18 protein-coding genes are annotated in these 19521 nt (G+C 70.0%); 11 read left to right on the top strand and 7 right to left on the bottom strand.

The features are described 5' to 3' along the window. Nucleotides 1–76 precede the first annotated feature (76 nt). From VHU88_15440 to VHU88_15430, 3 genes are read right to left on the bottom strand one after another with little or no spacing between them, the layout of a single operon-like run. Complete coding sequence (locus VHU88_15440; protein HEX3613080.1) at nucleotides 77–1156, bottom strand: acyl-CoA dehydrogenase family protein; 1080 nt, start codon at nucleotides 1154–1156, stop codon at nucleotides 77–79. A gap of 10 nt (nucleotides 1157–1166) precedes the next feature. Then, entirely contained in the window at nucleotides 1167–2279 is a 1113-nt protein-coding gene (locus tag VHU88_15435) for an acyl-CoA dehydrogenase family protein (protein HEX3613079.1), read from the bottom strand. Between the two features lie 2 nt (nucleotides 2280–2281). Then, nucleotides 2282–3046: an SDR family oxidoreductase gene (locus VHU88_15430; GenBank protein ID HEX3613078.1), complete on the bottom strand. Its 765-nt coding sequence runs from the start codon at nucleotides 3044–3046 to the stop codon at nucleotides 2282–2284. Between the two features lie 91 nt (nucleotides 3047–3137). On the opposite strand from VHU88_15430, the gene VHU88_15425 reads away from it, so the two are divergent. After that, a complete protein-coding gene (locus VHU88_15425; GenBank protein ID HEX3613077.1) occupies nucleotides 3138–3896 on the top strand; it encodes an SDR family oxidoreductase in 759 nt (252 codons plus the stop codon). On the opposite strand, the gene VHU88_15420 is transcribed toward VHU88_15425, so the two are convergent. From VHU88_15420 to VHU88_15410, 3 genes are read right to left on the bottom strand one after another with little or no spacing between them, the layout of a single operon-like run. Continuing rightward, nucleotides 3883–4713, bottom strand: coding sequence for an alpha/beta hydrolase (locus VHU88_15420; GenBank protein ID HEX3613076.1), 831 nt, complete (start codon nucleotides 4711–4713; stop codon nucleotides 3883–3885). The genes VHU88_15425 and VHU88_15420 overlap by 14 nt on opposite strands. After that, nucleotides 4713–5888, bottom strand: a complete 1176-nt coding sequence (locus VHU88_15415) for an acyl-CoA dehydrogenase family protein (GenBank protein HEX3613075.1) — start codon at nucleotides 5886–5888, stop codon at nucleotides 4713–4715. The genes VHU88_15420 and VHU88_15415 overlap by 1 nt, the downstream gene beginning before the upstream one ends. Continuing rightward, nucleotides 5885–7864, bottom strand: a complete 1980-nt coding sequence (locus tag VHU88_15410) for an NAD(P)/FAD-dependent oxidoreductase (GenBank protein ID HEX3613074.1) — start codon at nucleotides 7862–7864, stop codon at nucleotides 5885–5887. Before VHU88_15410 ends, VHU88_15415 begins: the two co-directional genes overlap by 4 nt. Nucleotides 7865–7988: 124 nt before the next feature. Here VHU88_15410 and VHU88_15405 point away from each other — a divergent pair, with 124 nt between their 5' ends. The 10 genes from VHU88_15405 to VHU88_15360 are packed head-to-tail and all read left to right on the top strand — an operon-like array spanning nucleotide 7989 to nucleotide 18128. Beyond that, entirely contained in the window at nucleotides 7989–9122 is a 1134-nt protein-coding gene (locus VHU88_15405) for a Zn-dependent alcohol dehydrogenase (GenBank protein ID HEX3613073.1), read from the top strand. Further along, entirely contained in the window at nucleotides 9119–10897 is a 1779-nt protein-coding gene (locus tag VHU88_15400) for an AMP-binding protein (GenBank protein HEX3613072.1), read from the top strand. The genes VHU88_15405 and VHU88_15400 overlap by 4 nt, the downstream gene beginning before the upstream one ends. Nucleotides 10898–10923: 26 nt before the next feature. Further along, entirely contained in the window at nucleotides 10924–11580 is a 657-nt protein-coding gene (locus VHU88_15395) for a TetR/AcrR family transcriptional regulator (GenBank protein ID HEX3613071.1), read from the top strand. 54 nt (nucleotides 11581–11634) lie between these two features. Continuing rightward, a complete protein-coding gene (locus VHU88_15390; protein HEX3613070.1) occupies nucleotides 11635–12423 on the top strand; it encodes an enoyl-CoA hydratase/isomerase family protein in 789 nt (262 codons plus the stop codon). A 36-nt stretch (nucleotides 12424–12459) separates the two neighbouring features. Then, on the top strand, nucleotides 12460–13248 hold the full coding sequence (locus tag VHU88_15385) for an alpha/beta hydrolase (protein ID HEX3613069.1): 789 nt from the start codon (nucleotides 12460–12462) through the stop codon (nucleotides 13246–13248). 3 nt (nucleotides 13249–13251) lie between these two features. Next, the gene (locus tag VHU88_15380) at nucleotides 13252–14376 is read left to right on the top strand and encodes an acyl-CoA dehydrogenase family protein (protein ID HEX3613068.1); all 1125 of its coding nucleotides are present in this window, start codon (nucleotides 13252–13254) and stop codon (nucleotides 14374–14376) included. A gap of 27 nt (nucleotides 14377–14403) precedes the next feature. Then, nucleotides 14404–15603: a thiolase family protein gene (locus VHU88_15375; GenBank protein HEX3613067.1), complete on the top strand. Its 1200-nt coding sequence runs from the start codon at nucleotides 14404–14406 to the stop codon at nucleotides 15601–15603. Nucleotides 15604–15607: 4 nt separating this feature from the next. After that, a complete protein-coding gene (locus VHU88_15370) occupies nucleotides 15608–16366 on the top strand; it encodes an SDR family NAD(P)-dependent oxidoreductase (protein HEX3613066.1) in 759 nt (252 codons plus the stop codon). After that, nucleotides 16363–17130: a crotonase/enoyl-CoA hydratase family protein gene (locus VHU88_15365; protein HEX3613065.1), complete on the top strand. Its 768-nt coding sequence runs from the start codon at nucleotides 16363–16365 to the stop codon at nucleotides 17128–17130. The genes VHU88_15370 and VHU88_15365 overlap by 4 nt, the downstream gene beginning before the upstream one ends. Next, a complete protein-coding gene (locus VHU88_15360; GenBank protein ID HEX3613064.1) occupies nucleotides 17127–18128 on the top strand; it encodes an acyl-CoA dehydrogenase family protein in 1002 nt (333 codons plus the stop codon). Before VHU88_15365 ends, VHU88_15360 begins: the two co-directional genes overlap by 4 nt. A gap of 13 nt (nucleotides 18129–18141) precedes the next feature. On the opposite strand, the gene VHU88_15355 is transcribed toward VHU88_15360, so the two are convergent. Then, complete coding sequence (locus tag VHU88_15355) at nucleotides 18142–19389, bottom strand: LLM class flavin-dependent oxidoreductase (protein HEX3613063.1); 1248 nt, start codon at nucleotides 19387–19389, stop codon at nucleotides 18142–18144. Nucleotides 19390–19521 lie beyond the last annotated feature (132 nt).

The following is a 19521-nucleotide window of genomic DNA, read 5'->3' as shown; positions in this document are numbered from 1 at the left end:
TCTCCCGGAGCGTTCCGAACGCAGCACGAAATCGGCCACCCGCAGGAGTGGCCATCCTCCGAACGGGCCGGGTCAGTCAGAGGCCGAGGCGTTGCACCAGGCGCTCGCGATGGTGCGCGATGCCGCCGAGCAGCAACTCGGAGCTCTTCGCCCGCTTGAAGTACAGGTGGGCGCGGTGCTCCCAGGTGAAACCGATGCCGCCGTGCAGCTGGATGCTCTCAGTGGCCACCCGCGAGTACGCCTGGGAGCAGTGCGCCTTCGCCAGCGAAGCGGCGACCGGCAGCTCGGCGGGGGCGCAATCGGCTGCCCAGGCGCCGAACTGAGCGGCGGCGCGAGCCGACTCCACCTCGAGCAACAGGTCGGTCCACACGTGCTTGATCGCCTGGAACGAGCCGATCGGGCGGCCGAACTGCTCGCGTACCTTCGCGTACTCGACGGTCTCGGTCAGGCAGCCCGAAGCGCCGCCGACCTGTTCCGCCGCCAGCAGCACGGCAGCTACGTCCAGCGCGTGGTCGAGGATCTCGGTACCCGCGCCGCCGACGCCGACCGGCTGCGCCGGGGTGGCGTCGAGTGTGAGGCGGGCCAGTCGTCGGGTCTGGTCGACGGTGGCCAGCGGCTCCCGCTTCAGGCCGGGCGCGTCACCGACGACCGCGAACAGCGAGACGCCGACCGCAGTGCGCGCCGGCACCACGACCAGGTCCGCCAGGTGACCGTCGAGCACGTAGCCCGCCTCGCCGGTCAGCGCCCACCCGTCGGGCGTCCGTTCGGCCGCTGAGGCTTCCAGCGCAACGGTGGCGATCAGCTCGCCCTGCGCGATCCGCGGTAGGTACTCCGCGGCGGCGGAGCCCCCGGCACGGGCCAAGGCCGGTACGGCCAACGCGACGGTGGCGAAGTAGGGGCCGCCGAAGACGGCTGCGCCCATCGCCTCGAACACGACGGCCTGCTCCTGCAGGCCGCAGCCCGCTCCCCCGTAGTCCTCGTCGATCGTCAGGCCCTGCAGACCCAACTGGGTCGCCATCTGCCGCCACACCCTGGGGTCGTGGCCAGTCTCGTCGTCCATCAACGCGCGCACCGCGGACTCGGGCGCCTTGTCGGCAAGGAAGTCCCGCACGGTGCGCTGCAGTTCGAGCTGTTCGGCGCGGAGCGCGAAGTCCATGTCGTTTCCCTTACCGCGCCGCGGGTTCGCGCGGCAGGCCGAGGATGCGCTCGGCGACGATGTTGCGCAGGATGTTCGAGGTTCCACCCATGATCGAGTAGCTGTTCGCGTAACACATGCCACGGGCGACGTCCCCGGCCAGCAGGGTCTGGGACCCGAACGTGCGGGCGACGAAGTCGGCGACCCGACGCTCGTGCTCGGTGCAGAACAGCTTGGTGGCCGCGCTGAAACCCTTCGGGGCCTGGCCGCAGGCCTCCCGGTAGACCAGTAGCCGACCGAGCCGGTAGCGGGTCTCGATCTCGGCGACCTCCTGGCGCACCAGCGCATCGCCCAGGTCGGCGCGGTCCAGCGCGCGCCGGTAGAGCGCATGGTTGGACACCAGGCGATCGATGCCGCCGCGTTCGTGCTCGAGTTGACGCATCGTCTGCTTGAACGCCGCACCCTCGACGCCGACCAGGTTGCTCGCCGGCACCCGCACGTCGGTGAAGAACACCTCGCAGAAGTGCGCGCCGCCGGCCATGTCCTTGATCGGGCGCACCTCGATGCCCGGCGAGTTCATCGGCACGATCAGCTCGCTGATGCCTGCGTGCGGCGGGCCGTCGGCGTTGGTCCGGCAGATCAGGTACACGAAGTCGGCGACCGCGCCGAAGCTGGTCCAGATCTTCTGCCCGTTGACGACGAAGCCGTCGCCGTCGCGCACCGCTCGCGTGCGCAGCGCGGCCAGATCGGACCCGGCGCCCGGTTCGGACATGCCGATGCACCAGGTTGCCTCGCCGGCCAGGATTCCGGGCAGGTAGCGCAGTTGCTGCTCGGCGGTGCCGTAGGTGTAGATGGACGGGCCCATCTGCCGCTCCGCCACCCAGTACGAGCCCACCGGGGCGCCGGCACCGATGAGTTCCTCGGCAATGATCATCCGGTCGATGGCCGGCCGGCCCGCGCCGCCGAACTCCGTCGGCCAGGAGATCCCGATCCACCCGCGCTGCGCGAGTTCCCGGGCGAACGGCGGGCAGTACCCGTTGATCCAGGAATCGGCCACCCAGCCGTAGCGGGCGACCGCCGCGGCGGCGACCGCCTTCGCCTCCGCGCGCAGTGCCTCTTGTTCAGCTGTCCAGGAGAAGTCCACCCCTACGCCCTCATGTACGCGCCGGCCGAGACGTTGATTGTCTCGCCGGTGATCGAGCGGCCGGTGTCGGCGGCCAGGAACAGCACCGCGTTGGCGATGTCCTGCGGGTCGATGCTCGTCGGCAGCGGTTGGCGCTCGTGGAGCCGTTGCAGGTCCTCGGCCGGGATCATCCGGGCCAGGAACGGGTTGGGAACCAGGCCCGGGGCGACGCCGTTGACCCGCACGCCGTAGCGGCCGACCTGCGCGGCGGCCGCCCGGGTCAACCCCACCACCCCTGCCTTCGCCGCCTGGTAGGCGACGTTGTCCGGGATGACGTCCGTCCACGCCTCGATCGACGCGATGTTGATGATCGATCCGGACCCCCGCTCGATCATCTGCGGGAGCACCGCGCGCATCAGCAGGAAGTGCCCGGTCAGGCACACGTCCATGACCCGGTGCCAGGACGCCGGCGATGTCTCCCACAACGGCGCGGGCTCCGAGGTGCCCGCGTTGTTGACCAGCACGTCGATCCGGCCCAAGTCGCCGAGGATCTCCTCGACGACCGCGGCAACCGCGGCCTCGTCGGTCACGTCGAGCACCCGGCCCAGCACCTTGCGGCCGGTCGCCTCGGTGATGGCCTCGGCCATCTTCGCGGTGCGCTTGGGGTCGAGGTCGGTGATCACCACGTCGGCACCGGCAGCGGCCAGCACCCGGGCAGTGGCCGCCCCGATGCCCGCGCCTGCGGCGGCGGTGATGAGCGCGACCTGGCCGTCGAGAGTGGCCGTCATCGAGGGCTCCTCGGGTCAATTCCTTGTAATATTGCGACTATTCGTCGCAGAATAGTCAGGGCCATTCGGCGAAGTAAAGGAGCGGTCGGCGATGCCAGGACTGGTGGACGGCAAGGTTGCGGTCGTCACGGGCGCGGCGAGCGGCATCGGCCGCGCGGCGGCACTCGCGCTCGCGGCGCAGGGCGCCAAGGCGATCATCGTCGCCGACGTGCGCAAGGACCCGCGCGAGGGCGGCACCCCCACCCACGAGGCGGTGTCCTGCGAGGGCCGCTTCGTCATGTGCGATGTCCGCAAGCCCGGCGACCTGCAGGCCGCCGTCGCCGCCGCCGACGAGTTCGGCGGCATCGACATCATGGTGAACAACGCAGGCATCGTCGTCATGGGCGACTTCCTGGAGTTCACCGAGGAGCAGTACGACCGGCAGATGGACGTCAACGCCAAGGGGGTGTTCTTCGGCACCCAGGCCGCCGCGCGCCGCATGGTCGAGAAGGGCGGCGGCGCGATCGTCAACGTGTCCAGCGTGCTGGGCATGGTCGGCAGCGGTGCGGTCGCCGCATACTCCGCGTCCAAGGGCGCCATCAAGCTGACCACCTACTCGGCCGCGAACTACCTTGCCGGCAAGGGCGTTCGGGTCAATGCTGTGCACCCCGGTGTCGTCGGCACCGAACTGGTGACCGGCGACTTCGGCCTGCCGATGGAGATGGCCACCCAGGTCTTCCCGATCCCGATCGGTCGACCGGCCACCCCGGACGACGTGTCGGGGGCGATCGTCTTCCTGGCCAGCGATCTGTCCGCCTACATCACCGGGGCGTCGCTCGTGGTCGACGGGGGCATGATCACCAAGATGTGAGGGAGCGCAGCAGCGCCTCGTCGAATGCTGCGGGCACTTCCAACATCGGGTAGTGCCCGCAGTCCAGCGTGATGAGCTGCCCGTCGGGCAACCGCTCCTGCAGCCAGGCCGCGCCCTCGATCGGGCTGACCGGATCGGCGGCGCCCATGATCTGACGCACCGGCAGTTTCAACGTCGACAGATCGGCGATCAGGTCGGTGTGCAGGTACGTGGGATAGCTGGCGATCGCCGCCCACGACGGCATCTGCAACTGCATGCGCAGCAGCCAACCGACCACGTCGGGGTCGGGCTCGCCGGCGAACGCCGAGGCGATGGTGCGCCGGCGCGTGGCGATCCGCTTGGTGCGCTCCAGATGCACCAGTCGCGCCTCCAGGTCCGTGCCGTCCGGACCGAACGGGTACTCCTCGCTGCGGCTGGCCCGTGCGCCGTTGGAGCCCACCATGATCAGCGCCGACACCCGCGACGGTTCGCGAACGGCCAGCCGCATGCCGATCTGGCCGCCGAAGGACCAGCCGACAACCGCGGCCCGCGGCAGTTGCAGCGCGTCCAGCACCGCGACGACGTCGCTCACCAGGCGGTCGATGTCGTATCCCTGCAAGGGTTTCGTCGATCTCCCGGTGCCGCGCACATCGAGCGCGATGACCCGGTATCCGTGGGCGGTGAGCGGTTCGACCTGACCCTGCCAGGCCTCGCTGTTCAGCCCGAAGCCGGCGATCAGCACGACCGGCCGGCCGCTGCCGTGGTCCCCGACCTGCCAGTCCTCGACGTGCCAGTCATCGACGTGCAGGACGACGCCGGGCTCCACCTCGACGAGCATCACCGCAGCCCGTAGGTGGCGGAGATGATCTCGCGCTGGATCTCGTTGGTCCCGGCGTAGATGCACGGGGCCAGGGCGTCGCGGACGTGGCGTTCCATGTCGTACTCGCAGGCGTAGCCGTAGCCGCCCATCATCTGCATGCCTTCCAGGGCAACGCGTTTGGCGGTCTCGGTGACCTTCAGCTTGGCCATCGAGGTCAGCCGGGTGAGCTGTTCCGGCGTGCCCCGGCCGGTGTCGACGCGCTGGGCCACGTCGTAGGTGATCAGCCGGGCGCACTCGACCTCGGTGGCCAGGTCGGCGATGCGATGCCGCAACGCCTGGAACGTGCCGATGGCCTTGCCGAATTGCTTGCGGGTGCGGACATAGTCGAGCAGGTCGTCCAGGGTGCGCCGGGCCATGCCGATGCCCTGCGCGGCACACACCACACGTTCCCCGTTCAGCCCGGCCATCACCTGCGGCCAGGCCCGGCCGACCTCGCCCACCACGCATTCGTCGGGGATGAACACGTCGGTGAGGAAGATGTCGTTCACCTCTTTGCCGCCCATCGTCTCGATGCCGCGGATGTCCACGCCGGGCAGCGCGGTCGACACCTCGAACGCGGTCAGCCCGGCCTGTCGGGAGTCCTCACGACTGGTCCGGGCAATCAGCAGCATTCGCTCGGCGATGTGCGCCGAGGAGCACCAGGTCTTCTGCCCGTCGAGGATCCAGCCGCCGTCGCCACGTACCGCGCGGGTGGAGATGTTGCCTACGTCGGAACCGGCCTCCGGCTCGGAGATCGAGATGGCGAAGATGGCGCCGGCCGCGATGGCACCGAGCGCGTCTAGCTTCTGCTTCTCGGTGCCGTACCGCTTGTAGAAGCTTGACACCGTGGCCGACGAGCCGGCCCCGTTGATCGGGGCCATCCCGCGCCAGGTCTCCTCCCAGAAGACCGTGTACTCGACCAGGCCGGCGCCCGCACCGCCGTATTCCTCAGGAATGTAGAGACCGGCCCAACCGAGATCGGCCATCTTCCGGTACAGCGCCTGGTTGTGCGCGTGGGTGCCGTGCTCGGTGAGCGCATCGCGCTGTTCCCGCGTGCCGCACTCACGCCGGCAGAACTCCGCGATGCTCGCCGCCAGCGCTGCCTGCTCCTCGGTGAGCAGCAGTTCAGTCGTCGGCGCGACCGCCGCGCTCATCCCGCCGCGGCCTGATTGCGCGGAACCAGATGGAAGTCGCCGAGGTCGACCTCATGGGTCATGTGCCAGTACTCGACGTTGGTCCACGGCATCGGCACCACGATGCGCCCGCGGGCGTTGCGGTAGTAGGTGGTCATCCCGGGGTGCGACCAGATCGTGCCCTGCAGGGCATCGGTGATCTGCTTGTCGTACCCGTCGTGGACCTCTTCGCGGCACTCCACGCTGCTGGCCTCGCCGGTGGCCAGCAGAGTCAGCAACGACATCACGTAGCGCACCTCCATCTCGATCGTCAGCGCCGCGCTGCCGCCGTGGGCCGCGAACGTGTTCGGGCCGAGCAGCATGAAGAAGTTCGGGAAATCCGGGACGGTGATGCCGAGGTACGCCCGGGCGTCGTCCTCGCCCCAGGTCTCGCGCAACGTGCGCCCGGACCGGCCGCGGACCTCCATCGGGCCGAGCACCCGAACGGCTTGAAAGCCGGTGGCGATCACCAGGACGTCGGCCGGGTACTCGACGCCATCGGCACTGATCACGGCGTCGGGCCGGATCTCGGTGACCGACTCGGTGACCAGGTCGACGTCGTCGCGGCACATCGTGCGGAACCAGCCGTTGTCCAGCAGCGGCCGCTTGCCGTAGGGCGGGTAGGTCGGCAGGCACGCCTCGAGCAGGTCGGTGCGCTCGCCGAGTTCGGACTGGATGTAGGAGGTCAGGTACTCCCGATGCCGGTCACTGCTGCGGTTGACCGACCGCTCCGGGTGCTTCCACGCCGGGTCGATCTGCAACGCCGGGTAGAGCCGGTCGCCGAAGTTCCACACCAGCCGCAGCCGGTACCAACCCATGTAGAACGGGACGTGGGTCATCAACGTCCGGGTGGCCGCGCTGGTGTCGCGCATGTAGTTGTTGTTCGGCAGGCCCCACTGCGGCGAGCGCTGAAACACCGTCACATGTGCTGCCTCGTCGGCGATCGCGGGCACCAGTTGCATCGCGCTCGCACCGGTGCCGATCACCACGACCCGCGTGCCACGCAGGTCGACGGAGTTGTCCCAGGCCGCGGTGTGCATGCTCGGCCCGGCGAAGTCCTCGATCCCCGGGATCGCCGGGAACGCCGGACGGTTGAGCAGCCCCACACCGGTGATCACCGCGTTCGCGACCAGCGTGCCCTGCGCGCCGGACGCCTCGCGCACCGTGGCCCGCCAGACCTGCGCGGCGTCGTCCCAGTCCAGGGACTCGACCTCGGTGCCGAACCGGATGTGCCGGCGCAGGTCGTAACCGTCGGCGAGTTGTTCGAGGTAGCCGTGCAGTTCGTCGCGCTTGGCGAAGTACCGCGACCAGGTCGGGGACTGCGCGAAGGAGAAGCAGTAAAGATGGCTCGGGGTGTCGACGCCGCAGCCGGGATAGGTGTTCTCCAGCCAGGTGCCACCGACGTCCGGATTCTTCTCCACGATGGAGAAGTCGATCCCGGCCTTCTTCAGCTTGACCGCGGCGCACAGCCCGGACAGGCCGGATCCGATGATGAGCACGGCGACCGGCGTGGTCATCGTGGCCGGGTCGGGAACCAGGTCGCGGTCGGTGACGCCGAGTTCCTCGGCCAGCAGACCGCCGATGTCCTCGGGCAATCGCTGGCTGGAACCCAGCGACAGGGAGAGCATCCGCACCAACCGCTCGGGGCTGGGCGCCGGCGCGGGCAGCAGCGTTCCGTCGTGCCATGCGCGTAGCACGACCAGCGCTTCCGCACGGACAGCGGCCTGCAATTCCTCCGAGAGCCCGGCGGAATCGTGATCGTCGACGCCGAGCGGGGCGGCGGGCGCGAACCGTCCGGACAGCCATTCGTCGTCGCCGGTCAGGTGCGCGAGGGCGGCCAGCAGCGTCGGGATGTTGGCATCCGCCAGGGCCGCCCGCAACTCGTCGTCGGTGAGGTCGGAGCGGCGCAGATCTGCCGGCGAGCAGACCAGGAAGTCGCCATCTTTTTGACTCTCCACGTCTCAATAATATGAGACGCGGGGTCTCAGTCAAGAGCCAAGTGCCGTCACCGGAGGCGTTGACGGCCCGCCGACCTGCGCGATAATAAACAGACCTATTGGATCAAAAATCCTCCTGGACGGGGTGAGGACCACGGCCCTTGCCGCTGTTTGCACCAGCCTGCGAAAGCCGCTGGAGGTCGTGGACCTCATCGTGGAGGCGCCGCGGGCGGGCGAGGTCGCGGTCCGGGTGATCGCCGCCGGGATCTGTGCCTCCGACCTTTCCGTGCAGAAGGGGGACCTCCCCGGTCCGCTGCCGATCGTGCTCGGCCACGAGGGCGCGGGCGTCGTCACAGCAGTCGGTGCCGGGGTCGAGCAGATCGTGGTGGGCGATCACGTGACGGTGTGCGCCATGCCGCAGTGCGGCCGGTGCCGGCGCTGCGTCCGGGGTCAGACGGGGTTGTGCGAGCGCGCCGACGGGGTGCTGTTCAGCGGCGCGCAGTTGGACGGCTCCCGGCGGTTTCGCACTGTGGACGGTATTCCGGTCGCCCAGATGGTCGCGGCGGGTACGTTCGCCGAGTCCGTCGTGGTTCCCGCGATCTCGGTCGTGCCCCTGCCCCGCGAGTTCCCGTTCGCTCCCGCCGCGCTGCTCGGCTGCGCCGTGCTCACCGGCATGGGCGCCGCGCGGAACACCGCGGCGATCCGACCCGGCGACACCGTTGCCGTGCTCGGCTGCGGCAGCGTAGGGCTCAGCGCGATCCAGGGCGCCCGACTGGCCGGGGCAGGCCGCATCGTGGCCATCGACCTGATCGAGGCGAAGCTCGGACTGGCCCGCACGGTCGGCGCCACCGACGTGGTCGGTGCCCGCGACGCCGATGTCGTCGCCGCGGTAAAGGATCTGACCGCCGGCCGCGGCGCCGAGGTCACCATCGAGGCGGTCGGGGCGCAGGCCACCGTGGACGCGGCGATCCGGATGACCGATCGAGGTGGCGAGGTGGTGTTCGTCGGCGCGGGCGGTCCGGCGATCCGGATCGACATCCCGCAGTTCCGGGGCCTGGTGGGCAGCGCCAAGACGTTCAAGGGCTGCCTGTTCGGCGCCGCCGACATCCACCGCGACATCCCGCAATTCGTCGAGTACTACCGGACCGGCGAACTGCTGCTCGACGAACTCGTGTCTCGCACGTTCGGCCTGCACGAGATCAACGACGGCTTCGCGGCCGTCGCCGCCGGCGAGCTGATCTCCGCCGTAGTGCGGTTCGACCTGCAGGAGGCCTCATGACAACGGCGGCGCTGGCGGCCGGCGACCTCTGCGAAGCGTTCGCCCGGACCGTGGCCGACCGGTCCGGCGAGGTCGCGATGCGATCGTCGGACGGCGCCGTGAGTCTGACCTGGCAGGAGGTCGACGCCGCGGTGCGCGCGGCCGCCGCCGGCCTGGCCGCGTTGGGCCTGGCCGCGGGCGGGACCACCGCGATGATGCTCAGCAACCGCTACGAGGCCGCGGTCGTGGACCTGGCCACCCTGCACGTGGGTGCGGTACCGGTGTCGCTGTACAACAGCTCGGCGACCGCCCAATTGGTCTATCTGCTCGACGATTCGCGGGCCGACCTGCTGATCACCGAACAGGCGTTCGCGGACAAGGCTCGGGCCGCGATCGAGGCCACCGCGCGCAAACCGCGACTGGTCGTCGTGGACGGCGCGGACGGCGCGGAGCCGAACTGGACCGAACTGCTCGCGCTCGCCGAGCCGTCGGCGCCGGGCACGCGGCCGAGCCTGGACCCCCACGACGTGCTGACCGTCGTCTACACCTCGGGCACCACCGGGGTGCCCAAGGGCGCCGAGCTCACGCACTTCAACATCCTCGAGCAGATCCGCGGCCTGCACTCCCTGGGCCGGTTGCCCGCGGGCGGGCGCGCCCTGTCCTACCTCCCGTTCGCACACATGGGCGACCGCCTGTGCGCCTACTACATGCCGATCGTGATGGGCGCCGCCATCACCTACCACCCGGTGCCGAGGACCGCGGCGGCCTTGCTCCCGGAGATCCAGCCCACGCTGTACATGGCGGTGCCCCGGATCTGGAACCACCTGCAGAACGTGGCGCGGCAGTTGATCTCGAACGACCCCCGCAAGGACGAGCTCGAGGAGGCACTCGAGCTCGGGTGCCGCCTGCACGACGAACGACTGGCGGGCGCCGCGGTCGACCCCGCCCTGCGCGCCGCGTGGCAGGCGCACGACGCCGCGCTGCACGGGCTGCGCCGGGCCTTGGGCCTGGCCGGCGGAGAGTTGCTGTTCACCGGCGCCGCGCCACTGCCGGCGGAGACCCTGCGGTTCTTCGCAGCGATCGGCGTCGTGCTGGGCGAAGCCTACGGGCAGAGCGAGACCGCCGGGATCATCCTGTGCAACCCGGCCGGTGCCGCGCGCCCCAACACCAACGGCCTGCCGCTGCCCGGGGTGCAGGCACGGATCGAGCCGGACGGCGAACTGCTGCTGAAGGGCCCCATGGTGATGAAGGGCTACCGCGGCAAGCCCGAGCTCACCGCCGAGGTCATCGACGCCGACGGCTGGCTGCACACCGGCGATGTGTTTGTCACCGACGAGGCCGGCTACTTCCGAATCGTCGACCGCAAGAAGGAGATCCTGGTCAGTTCCTCAGGCAAGAACGTCTCACCGGTCCTGGTGGAGAACACCTTGGCGGCGGCCACCGCGCTGATCGCCACCTCGGTGTGCATCGGCGACGCGCGGTCCTACGTGACCGCGTTGATCGTGCTGGAGCCCGAACTGACCGCCACCGTCACCGGTGCGTCCGACCCGATCCGCAACGCCGAACATCCGGAGGTGCTGGACCGATTGCGCAACGCGGTCCGCGCGGCGAACGAGAACCTCAACACGGCCGAGCAGGTGCGCCGCTTCCTGGTCGTTCCGGGCGTCTGGCTGCCTGGCACCGAGGAGCTGACCCCGACCATGAAGGTCCGGCGCAAGCCGATCGACGCGAAGTACGCCGCCGAGATCGAGTTGCTGTACGGCCCGCCCTCCGAGCGCGTCCAGGATGTCTCGTGACCGACACGCCGTTACGGTTGCCAGGAATGAGCAAGACTCGAGCTTCGGCGGCCGAGGTCGCGGGCGACGAGCGCCCGGCGGACAACGGTGCGCCGCGCGGCCGCGGCCGACCACGTCGCGACATCGACCGCGAACAAGTAGCCGACGCCGTCGAGGAAATCTTCGAGGACGGGGGCTACGAGGCCGTCTCGATCGAGGAGACCGCCAAGCGCCTGGGCGTCTCCCGGGCCACGCTCTACCGGACCGTGCCGTCCAAGGAACACCTGATGGCCATCCTGTTCGAGCGGATGACCGGGGAGCTGTACGCGGCGGCGCTGGCGATCGTCGAGGACCCGACGCTGTCGGCACGGGAACGACTGGAACGCCTGGTCCGCGAGCAGGTCGACGCGGCTTTCCGGCAACGCAACTACCTGCTGGTGTTCTTCGGCGGCGGCGGGCTGCCCGCCGAGGACCTGGAGCGCTGGGCCACCTGGCGCCGCGCCTACGAGGGACTTTGGATCGCCGTGGTCACCGCCGCGATCGAGGCCGGCGACCTCCCGGACGACGACCCGCGCCTGGTGACCCGCCTGCTGACCGGCATGACAACCTGGGTCGCCCGCTGGGCCCGACCCAACGGTCCGTTCGAGCCGGCCCAGATCGCCGACGTCGCCCTGCGTCTTGTGCTGCCCGAGACGAGAGAATAGTCTCGGGTTTCTGAGACTGCGGAGCTCAAAAAGATTCGGGGAGGCGAGGCCGGCGTGGAGCACCGTGCGCTGACCCTGCGCGTGGACGGGCCGGTGGCCGAGATAACGCTGACCCGCCCGGAGCTGTTCAACCGGTTCGACGACACGCTGCACGTCGAACTCGCCGTCGCGCTCGACCAGATCCGCCGCGACGAGAAGGTACGTGCGGTCGTGCTGGCCTCCACCGGGAAGGTGTTCTCGGCCGGCGGGGACTTCGAGCTGATGCGCGCCGCGCAGGCCGACGTCGCAACCCGGCTGCGGATCGTCGACGACGGCCGACGCCTGCTCGACGCGCTCACCTCGTTGCCGCAGCCGTTGGTCGTCGCGCTGCACGGCGCCGCCATCGGGCTGGGTGCCACTGTCGTGCTGACCGCCGATGCCGTGGTGGCCGCGCGCACCGCGTCGCTGTCGGACCCGCACGTACACATGGGCCTGGTCGCCGGCGACGGGGGATGTCTGGTCTGGCCGCAAGCCGTCGGCATGCTGCGCGCCCGCCGGCACCTGCTCACCGGCGACCCGGTCGACGCCGCGACCGCATTCACCATCGGTCTGGTCACCGACCTGGTCGACACCGCCGAGGAGGTGCTGCCGGCCGCTCGTGCGTTGGCCGCGCGGATCGCGGCGTTGCCCCCGTTGGCGGTGCAGGGCACGAAGCGGGTGCTGAACCAGGTCACCGCGCATCGCGCCGGCGAGGTGGTCGAACTAGCCTTCTCCCACGAGGAGACCACTCTCGCCTCGCAGGACCTGCTCGAAGCCATCGACGCCTTCACCGAACGCCGCCCCGGGGCCTTCTCCGGGAAATAACCACAGTCCGGGCCGCTGAACCAGTCGGAGGATCCCGTGCCCATCGCGGAGCTGAACGGCAACAAGCTGTACTACGAGGTCACCGGCGAAGGACCTGAGACCCTGGTGCTCTCCCACGGCGCTTTCCTGGACCACACGTTGTGGGACCACGTGGTCGCGGAGCTGTCCGGCGAGTACCGCTGCATCACCTGGGACGAGCGCGGTCACGGCATGTCCGAGTGCAACGGGCCGTTCGACTACTGGGACGCCGCCGACGACGCCCTCGGTCTGCTGGAGTTGGCCGGTGCCGAGAACGCCGTGTTCGTCGGCATGTCACAGGGCGGGTGGCTCAGCCAGCGGGCCGCGCTGGCCGCCCCGGAGAAGGTTCGCGGCCTCGTTCTGCAGGGCACGTCGATCAGGCAGCTCACCCCCGAGGAGCACGCCGGCTACTCCCAACTCGGCGGCGCGTGGGTCGCGATGGGCCCGGTCGGCGACATCGCCGACGCCGTGCTCGGCATCCAGTTCGCCGGCGCCGACTACGACGGATCCCGGTTCATCCAGCGCTGGCAGTCCAAGGCCCCGTCGGCCTGGGCGCAGGTGTGGGACACCATCCTCGGCCGCGACGACATCACCGGGCGGGTCAAGGAGATCACCTGCCCGGTCTCGGTGGTGCACGGCACTGCCGACGCGGCTTTCTCGGTGCAGATCGCCAACGAGACGTCCGGCATGGTGCCCAACTGCCTCGGCGTCACGTTGGTCGCGGGTGCGCCCCACGCCGCCGCGCTCACCCATCCCCTCGAGATTTCCGCGGCCATCCGCACCTTCATGCAAGGCCTGTCCGGGTAGCGCATGCGGCGAACCGTTCTCGACGAACGACACGAGGCGTTCCGCAAGGAGGTTCGGGCCTTCCTGCAGGACGAGGTGGTGCCGGAGTACGCCGAGTGGGAGCGAGCCGGTGCTCCCCCGCGGGACTTCTGGCCCCGCGCCGCCGCGGTCGGCATCCTCGGCATCAACGTCCCGGTCGAGTACGGCGGAACGCCGGGCACGACCTACCTGCACAGCGCGGTCTTCGCCGAGGAGGCACAAGCCCTCGGGCTCGCGCTCGGTGGCGTGCGGGTCCAGGTCGACATCTGCATGCCGTACTACTTGTCCTACGGCACGGGGGAACAACGGCTGCGCTGGATCCCGCGGCTCACTGGCGGCGACGCGATCACCGCGATCGCCATGTCCGAACCGGCCACCGGGTCGGACCTCAAGGGCATGGCGACCACAGCACACCGCGAGGGCGACCGGTACGTGGTCAACGGTGCGAAGACGTTCATCTCAAACGGTATGAAGGCCGATCTTGTGCTGGTCGCGGTGAAAACCGACCGGGACGCCGGCCGCGACGGCATCAGCCTGCTCGTCGTCGAGGAAGGCATGCCGGGCTTCTCCCGTGGCAAGAAGCTGGCGAAAATGGGCCAGCAGGCGCAGGACCTCGCCGAGCTGTTCTTCGACGATGTCGAGGTGCCCGTCGACAACCTGCTCGGCGAACCCAACCGCGGATTCGCCTACCTGACTGCGAATCTGGCCCAGGAACGCCTCTCGATCGGGGTCAACTCGCAGGCCGCCGCGGCCGCCGCGCTGGCGGCCACCGTCGAGTTGGTCGGCGCCGGCACGCGGCCGGGTCAGCATGTGAAGTTCGAACTCGCCGCCTGCGCCACCGACGTCGCGGCCGGTCAAGCACTGGTCGATCAAGCGCTCGCCGCGCACGAGGCCGGTGAGCTGAGCCCGTCGGACGCGGCCATGGTGAAGTTGTTCTGCACCGAACTGCAGGGCCGGGTCACCGACCGTTGCCTGCAACTGCTCGGCCCGGCCGGGGCCCGCAAGTCAGGTCCGTTGGGCCGGGCGTACGCCGATGCCCGGGTGGCCCGGATCTACGGTGGATCCAGTGAAATCATGAAAGTGATCGTCAGTCAGTCGCTCGAACTCTGAGAGGACAGCGACATGAGAGGAATGGCCATGCGTGACGCGGTCATCGTGGACGTCGTCCGATCCCCGATGGGGAAGGGCAAGGCGCCCAAGGACGGCAAGCCGGGCGGTGCGCTGTCCGGGGTGCACGCGGTGGAGTTGCTCAGCCAGACGCTGAAGGCGTTGCTGGATCGCAACCCCGCGCTCAACCCTGCCGAGGTCGACGACTTCATCGTCGGCTGTGTCAGCCAGGTCTCCGAGCAGGCCGGCTGCATCGGCCGCTGGGCGTGGCTGGGCGCGGGGCTGCCGGAGCACGTCCCGTCGACCGTCGTGGACCGGCGTTGCGGGTCCGCCCAGCAGGCCTTCGACTTCGCCGCGGCGGGCATCATCGCCGGTGTCTACGACGTGGTCGTGGCCGGTGGCATCGAGTCGATGAGCCGTATCCCGATGGGCACCGCGAGACTCGGCGCGGACGTCTACGGGCCGTCGTCCACCGCCCGTTACGCGCCGGGTCTGGTCCCGCAGGGCATCTCGGCGGAACTGGTCGCCGCCCGGTGGAACCTGGACCGCGAGATGCTCGACGCGTACTCGGCCCGGTCCCATCAGCGCGCCGCCGCGGCCGCGGCGGCCGGTGGGTTCGACAGCGAGATCGTGCCGATCACCATCCCGAAGGGAATCGTCTCCTCCGACGAGTCGATCCGGCCCAGTACCACCGCCGAAGGGCTGGCCGGGCTGAAGCCGGCGTTCGAGAACGAGGCGATGGCGGAGCGCTTCCCGCAGATCAACTGGTTGATCACCGCGGGCAACTCCTCGCAGATCACCGACGGCGCAGCCGCTCTGCTCATCATGAGCGCCGACCGCGCCGATGCCCTCGGGCTGCGCCCACGGGCCCGGTTCCACGCCTTCGCGGTGGCCTCGGACGACCCGATAACCATGCTCTCCGGGCCGATTCCGGCCACCGAGAAGGCGCTTAAGCGCTCCGGGCTGAGCATCGATCAACTCGACCACTACGAGGTCAACGAGGCCTTCGCGTCGGTGCCGCTGGCCTGGGCGCAGCACTTCGACGCCGACCCGGCCAAGCTGAACCCGCGTGGCGGCGCGATCGCGTTGGGCCATCCGCTGGGCGCATCCGGGGCTCGGATCATGGCCACCATGCTCAACCATCTCGAGGCCACCGGCGGCCGCTACGGCCTGCAGACCATGTGCGAGGCCGGCGGCATGGCCAACGCCACCATCATCGAAAGGCTCTAGCCCTATGGAGATCGCAGGCAACGCCGTCCTGGTCACCGGGGGCGCTTCCGGGCTCGGCCTGGGCACCGCCCGCGCGTTGGCCAAGGCCGGCGCCAAGGTGACCATCCTCGACCTGCCCAGCTCCGCGGGCGCCGAGGTGGCCGCCGAACTGGGCGCGACCTTCGTCGCCGCCGACGTCACCGACACCGCTGCGGTCGAGGCCGCGCTCGATGCCGCCGAGGCGGCGGGCACGCTGCGCGCCGTCGTGCACTGCGCAGGCAAGGGCGGCCCGGTGCGCGTGGTGGAGAAGGACGGCAGCCCGGGGTCGCTGGAGAAGTACACCGAGACCGTGACGGTGAACCTGATCGGCAGCTTCAACGTGCTGCGGCTGGCCGCCGCGCGGATGGCGCGCACCGAGTCCGCCGACGGCGAACGCGGGGTGGTCATCATGACCGCGTCGGTCGCCGCCTACGAGGGTCAGATCGGCCAGATCCCCTACGCCTCCTCCAAAGCAGGCATCGTCGGCATGACGATCGTGGCCGCGCGCGACCTTGCCAGTAAGCAGATCCGGGTCGTCACGATCGCACCCGGCCTGTTCGACACCCCCCTGCTCGCCCGGCTGCCGGAGGACGTCAAGACCTCACTGGGCAAGTCGGTGCCGCACCCCAGTCGGCTCGGCACACCCGACGAGTACGCCAAGTTGGCGCTGGCGATCATCGACAACCCGATGCTCAACGGCGAGACGATCAGACTCGACGGGGCGATCCGGATGGCACCGAGATGAGTGAGCTGGTTCTGTTCGAATCCTTCGACGGGGTCGCTGTCATCACGTTGAACCGGCCCGAGCGCCGCAACGCGATCGACCTGCCGACCGCCGAGGCGATCGCCGCCGCGCTCACCCAGCTCGACGAGCGCGACGACCTGGTGGTCGGGGTGATCACCGGCAACGGCCCGGTGTTCTCGGCGGGCATGGACCTGAAGGTGATCGCGGCCGGCGGGCCCCGCCCGATCGTGCCCGGCCGCGGGGCGTTCGGGATCGTGGAGCGCCCGCCGACCAAGCCGCTGATCGCCGCGGTCGAGGGCGCCGCGTTGGCCGGTGGCTTCGAGATCGCGCTGGCCGCCGATCTGATCGTGGCGGCCGACAACTCCTCGTTCGGGCTGCCCGAGGTCAAGCGCGGCCTGGCCGCCGCGGCCGGCGGGGCGGTGCGGTTGCCGCAGCGCATCCCGTACTCGCACGCCATGCGGATGATCCTTACCGGTGAGCCCATCTCCGCGCAGCGCGCGTACGAACTCGGCCTGGTGGTCGAGTTGACGCCACCCGGTGCGGCACTGGCCGCCGCGAAGGCGTTGGCGGGCGCCATCGCGGTCAACGCACCGCTGGCGGTGCGCACCTCCAAGCAGGTCGTGAACCTGGTGCAGGGCACTTCGTTCAGCGAGGCCTTCGAGCGACAACGACCACTCATGCAGGTGATCCGCGAGTCGGCCGATGCCCGCGAAGGAGCCGTGGCGTTCGCGGAGAAGCGCGAACCCAAGTGGACCGGGCGGTGAGAACGGCCCGCCGAGGAGTCTTCGACGAGGAGCACGAGGCCTTCCGGGACAGCGTCGCGCGCTTCCTGACCGAACAGGCGGTGCCGAACCGCGACCGTTGGGACAGCGAGGGGATCGACGCCGAGTTCTGGACCGTCGCAGCCGGCTACGGCTTCCTCGGCCTGGCGGAGGCGGGAGACCCGCGCTTTGCCGCGGTCGTGCTCGAGGAGGCCATGGCGGCGGGGCTGCCGGCCGTCGCGCTGTCCCTGGCCGCGCACGAGAGCTTCGTGGAGTTGGCCGGTCGCGAGGTCCGGGGCCTGCTGGCCATGGTCGACGGCGGCGCGCTGCGTGCCGAGGCCCTCGGCGCGGCATGGGTGCTCGACGGCACCGCGGAGACCGTGATCAACGGGGGCGGCGCCGGCCTGTTGCTGGTCACCGTAACTGACGGGGTGTCAGAACTGCTGTTCACCGTCGAACCTGACGCCGCCGGTCTGCACAGGTCGCCCGCCGACGCCCTTCTCGGTCTGGAGAGCTGCGACGTGGCGGATCTGCGCCTCGAAGCGGTCACCGCCGCGGATCGACTCGACACGGACCCCACGGCAGCGCGAACCGCGCACCAACTCGCACTGGCCGTCGCGGCCATGGCCGGGGCGCGTACGGCGCTGGCCGACACGGTGGTCTACGTCAAGCAGCGCAAGGCCTTCGGGCGAGCGATCGCGGAGTTCGAGAACACCCAGCGCGTGCTGGCCGGCGTCGGGGCGCGGGTGACTGCTGTGGGCGCTTACGTCGACGGCTGCCTGGGCAACGCCGCCCGGCTGTCCCCCGCGGACGCCGTCGCGGCGAAGTTCTGCGCCGCCGACGTGCTGGCGCTGGCCGTGGACTCCGGCGTCCAGTTGCACGGCGGTTACGGCTACATGTGGGAGTACCCGATCGCCCGCGCCTACGCCGCGGCCCCGTTCTTCCGTCTGCACGCCAGTGCCGGCGAGCACTCTCTGCTCGCCGGCGCCGTCGGGCTCTGACTCGTTCGCGGAGTTACCGGACCGCGGGGAGCACCTTCTCGGCGAAGAGCTCGAGTTGGCGGCGCTGGACGTCCAGCGGCATCGTGCCCTGCTGGAAAAATTGCCACACCATCCAGTCCAGCGCACCCTCCTCCTCGCCGTCCTCGGCGTGGCAGGTGTTGAGCTCCTCCATCTGGCGGCGGACGTCGTCGACAGTGCCGCACAGTAGCTGCCGGACCTCGATCAGGCGCTTGGCCAACGCGGCCTCGTCCTTGAACGACACCGGCGCGTCCGGGGCGTCCTCGGCGGTCCGGAACATCTCGGCGAAGCCGAATTTGTTGAAGTAGTTGTGCCACTCGTAGGCCGCCGTGTGCACGGCCATCTCGAAGGCCTCCTCGCGGGTGTCGCCGATGCACACCGAGCGGGTGGCCCCGAACCGCTCACCGAGCTTGAGCTCGTGACCCTGCTCCCGGGCAGCCTCGCGGTAGGCCATCGCGTGTTCCCGGAAGGCGCGCGGCCGGCCCTCGGTGGCGATGCAGGAGAAGCCTCGCTTCGCCGCGGCGATCATGCTGGCCGGGGACACGGTGTACGGCACCCAGATCGGCGGGTACGGACGCTGGTACGGCGGCGGGGTGACGCCGATCTTGCGGACCACGCCCTCGGCGTCGACCTCGTCCTGCGAGCCGAAGTCGCGGGTCCAACCGATGCCGCCGAAGCCCTTGATCCCTTCCGCGTAAGGGAAAGGCACCTGGTAGTGCTTGCCGTCGTGGTCCCAGGAATCCTGGGTCCAGGCCTTGAGGATGATGTCGACGTTCTCGTTGTAGACCTCGCGGTTGCGCACGTCGGAGTCCGCGTCGACCAGCGAGGTCGAGCCGCCCTGGGACAGGATCTGGATCCAACGCTTCTGGTAGCCGCGGGCGAAGGTGGCACCGACGCGGCCCCTGGTCAACTGGTCGAGCAGCGCGATGCTCTCGGCAATCCGGATCGGGTCGCCCGCCGTCGGCACGATCGACATCGGATAGAAGTGGATGTTCTTCGTCCGTACCGCCAGGTCGGCGTACAGGGTGATGGGGTCGGGCATGACCTCGCCGCCCTCGGAGTGCAGGTGGTGCTCGGTGGTCGAGAACGCGTCGTAGCCGAGTTCATCGGCCAGCACGGCGATTTTCCGGACCTCGTCGAGCATCATCTGGTAGCGCTCGGTGTTGCGCCCGATGGGCCGCAGATCGCGCCGCTCGTTGAGCGTCGCGGGGATCGTCGGCATCGCGAACACGCTGACCTTCATGCCGCCCCACTCCTGTCTCGCTGATTTTTGAGCCCTGGTGTCGCAAATCTAAACCGGCCGGGTGTCGTCACGCTAGCCCCCCCCCCCCCCCCCCCCCCCCCCCCCCCCCCCCCCCCCCCCCCCCCCCCCCCC

The sequence above is a fragment of the Sporichthyaceae bacterium genome, from assembly GCA_036269075.1.
Lineage (GTDB): Bacteria > Actinomycetota > Actinomycetes > Sporichthyales > Sporichthyaceae > DASQPJ01.
The sequence above is the reverse complement of the archived record's forward strand: the minus strand, read 5'-3'. Positions and strand labels throughout refer to the sequence as shown.

Bases quoted from the DNA above. Each gene is read 5' to 3' on its own strand.
- VHU88_15440 (HEX3613080.1), bottom strand. From the start codon at position 1,156: ATGGACTTCGCGCTCCGCGCCGAACAGCTCGAACTGCAGCGCACCGTG.
- VHU88_15430 (HEX3613078.1), bottom strand. From the start codon at position 3,046: ATGACGGCCACTCTCGACGGCCAGGTCGCGCTCATCACCGCCGCCGCA.
- VHU88_15425 (HEX3613077.1), top strand. From the start codon at position 3,138: ATGCCAGGACTGGTGGACGGCAAGGTTGCGGTCGTCACGGGCGCGGCG.
- VHU88_15420 (HEX3613076.1), bottom strand. From the start codon at position 4,713: ATGCTCGTCGAGGTGGAGCCCGGCGTCGTCCTGCACGTCGATGACTGG.
- VHU88_15415 (HEX3613075.1), bottom strand. From the start codon at position 5,888: ATGAGCGCGGCGGTCGCGCCGACGACTGAACTGCTGCTCACCGAGGAG.
- VHU88_15400 (HEX3613072.1), top strand. From the start codon at position 9,119: ATGACAACGGCGGCGCTGGCGGCCGGCGACCTCTGCGAAGCGTTCGCC.
- VHU88_15395 (HEX3613071.1), top strand. From the start codon at position 10,924: ATGAGCAAGACTCGAGCTTCGGCGGCCGAGGTCGCGGGCGACGAGCGC.
- VHU88_15380 (HEX3613068.1), top strand. From the start codon at position 13,252: ATGCGGCGAACCGTTCTCGACGAACGACACGAGGCGTTCCGCAAGGAG.
- VHU88_15375 (HEX3613067.1), top strand. From the start codon at position 14,404: ATGCGTGACGCGGTCATCGTGGACGTCGTCCGATCCCCGATGGGGAAG.
- VHU88_15370 (HEX3613066.1), top strand. From the start codon at position 15,608: ATGGAGATCGCAGGCAACGCCGTCCTGGTCACCGGGGGCGCTTCCGGG.
- VHU88_15365 (HEX3613065.1), top strand. From the start codon at position 16,363: ATGAGTGAGCTGGTTCTGTTCGAATCCTTCGACGGGGTCGCTGTCATC.
- VHU88_15355 (HEX3613063.1), bottom strand. From the start codon at position 19,389: ATGAAGGTCAGCGTGTTCGCGATGCCGACGATCCCCGCGACGCTCAAC.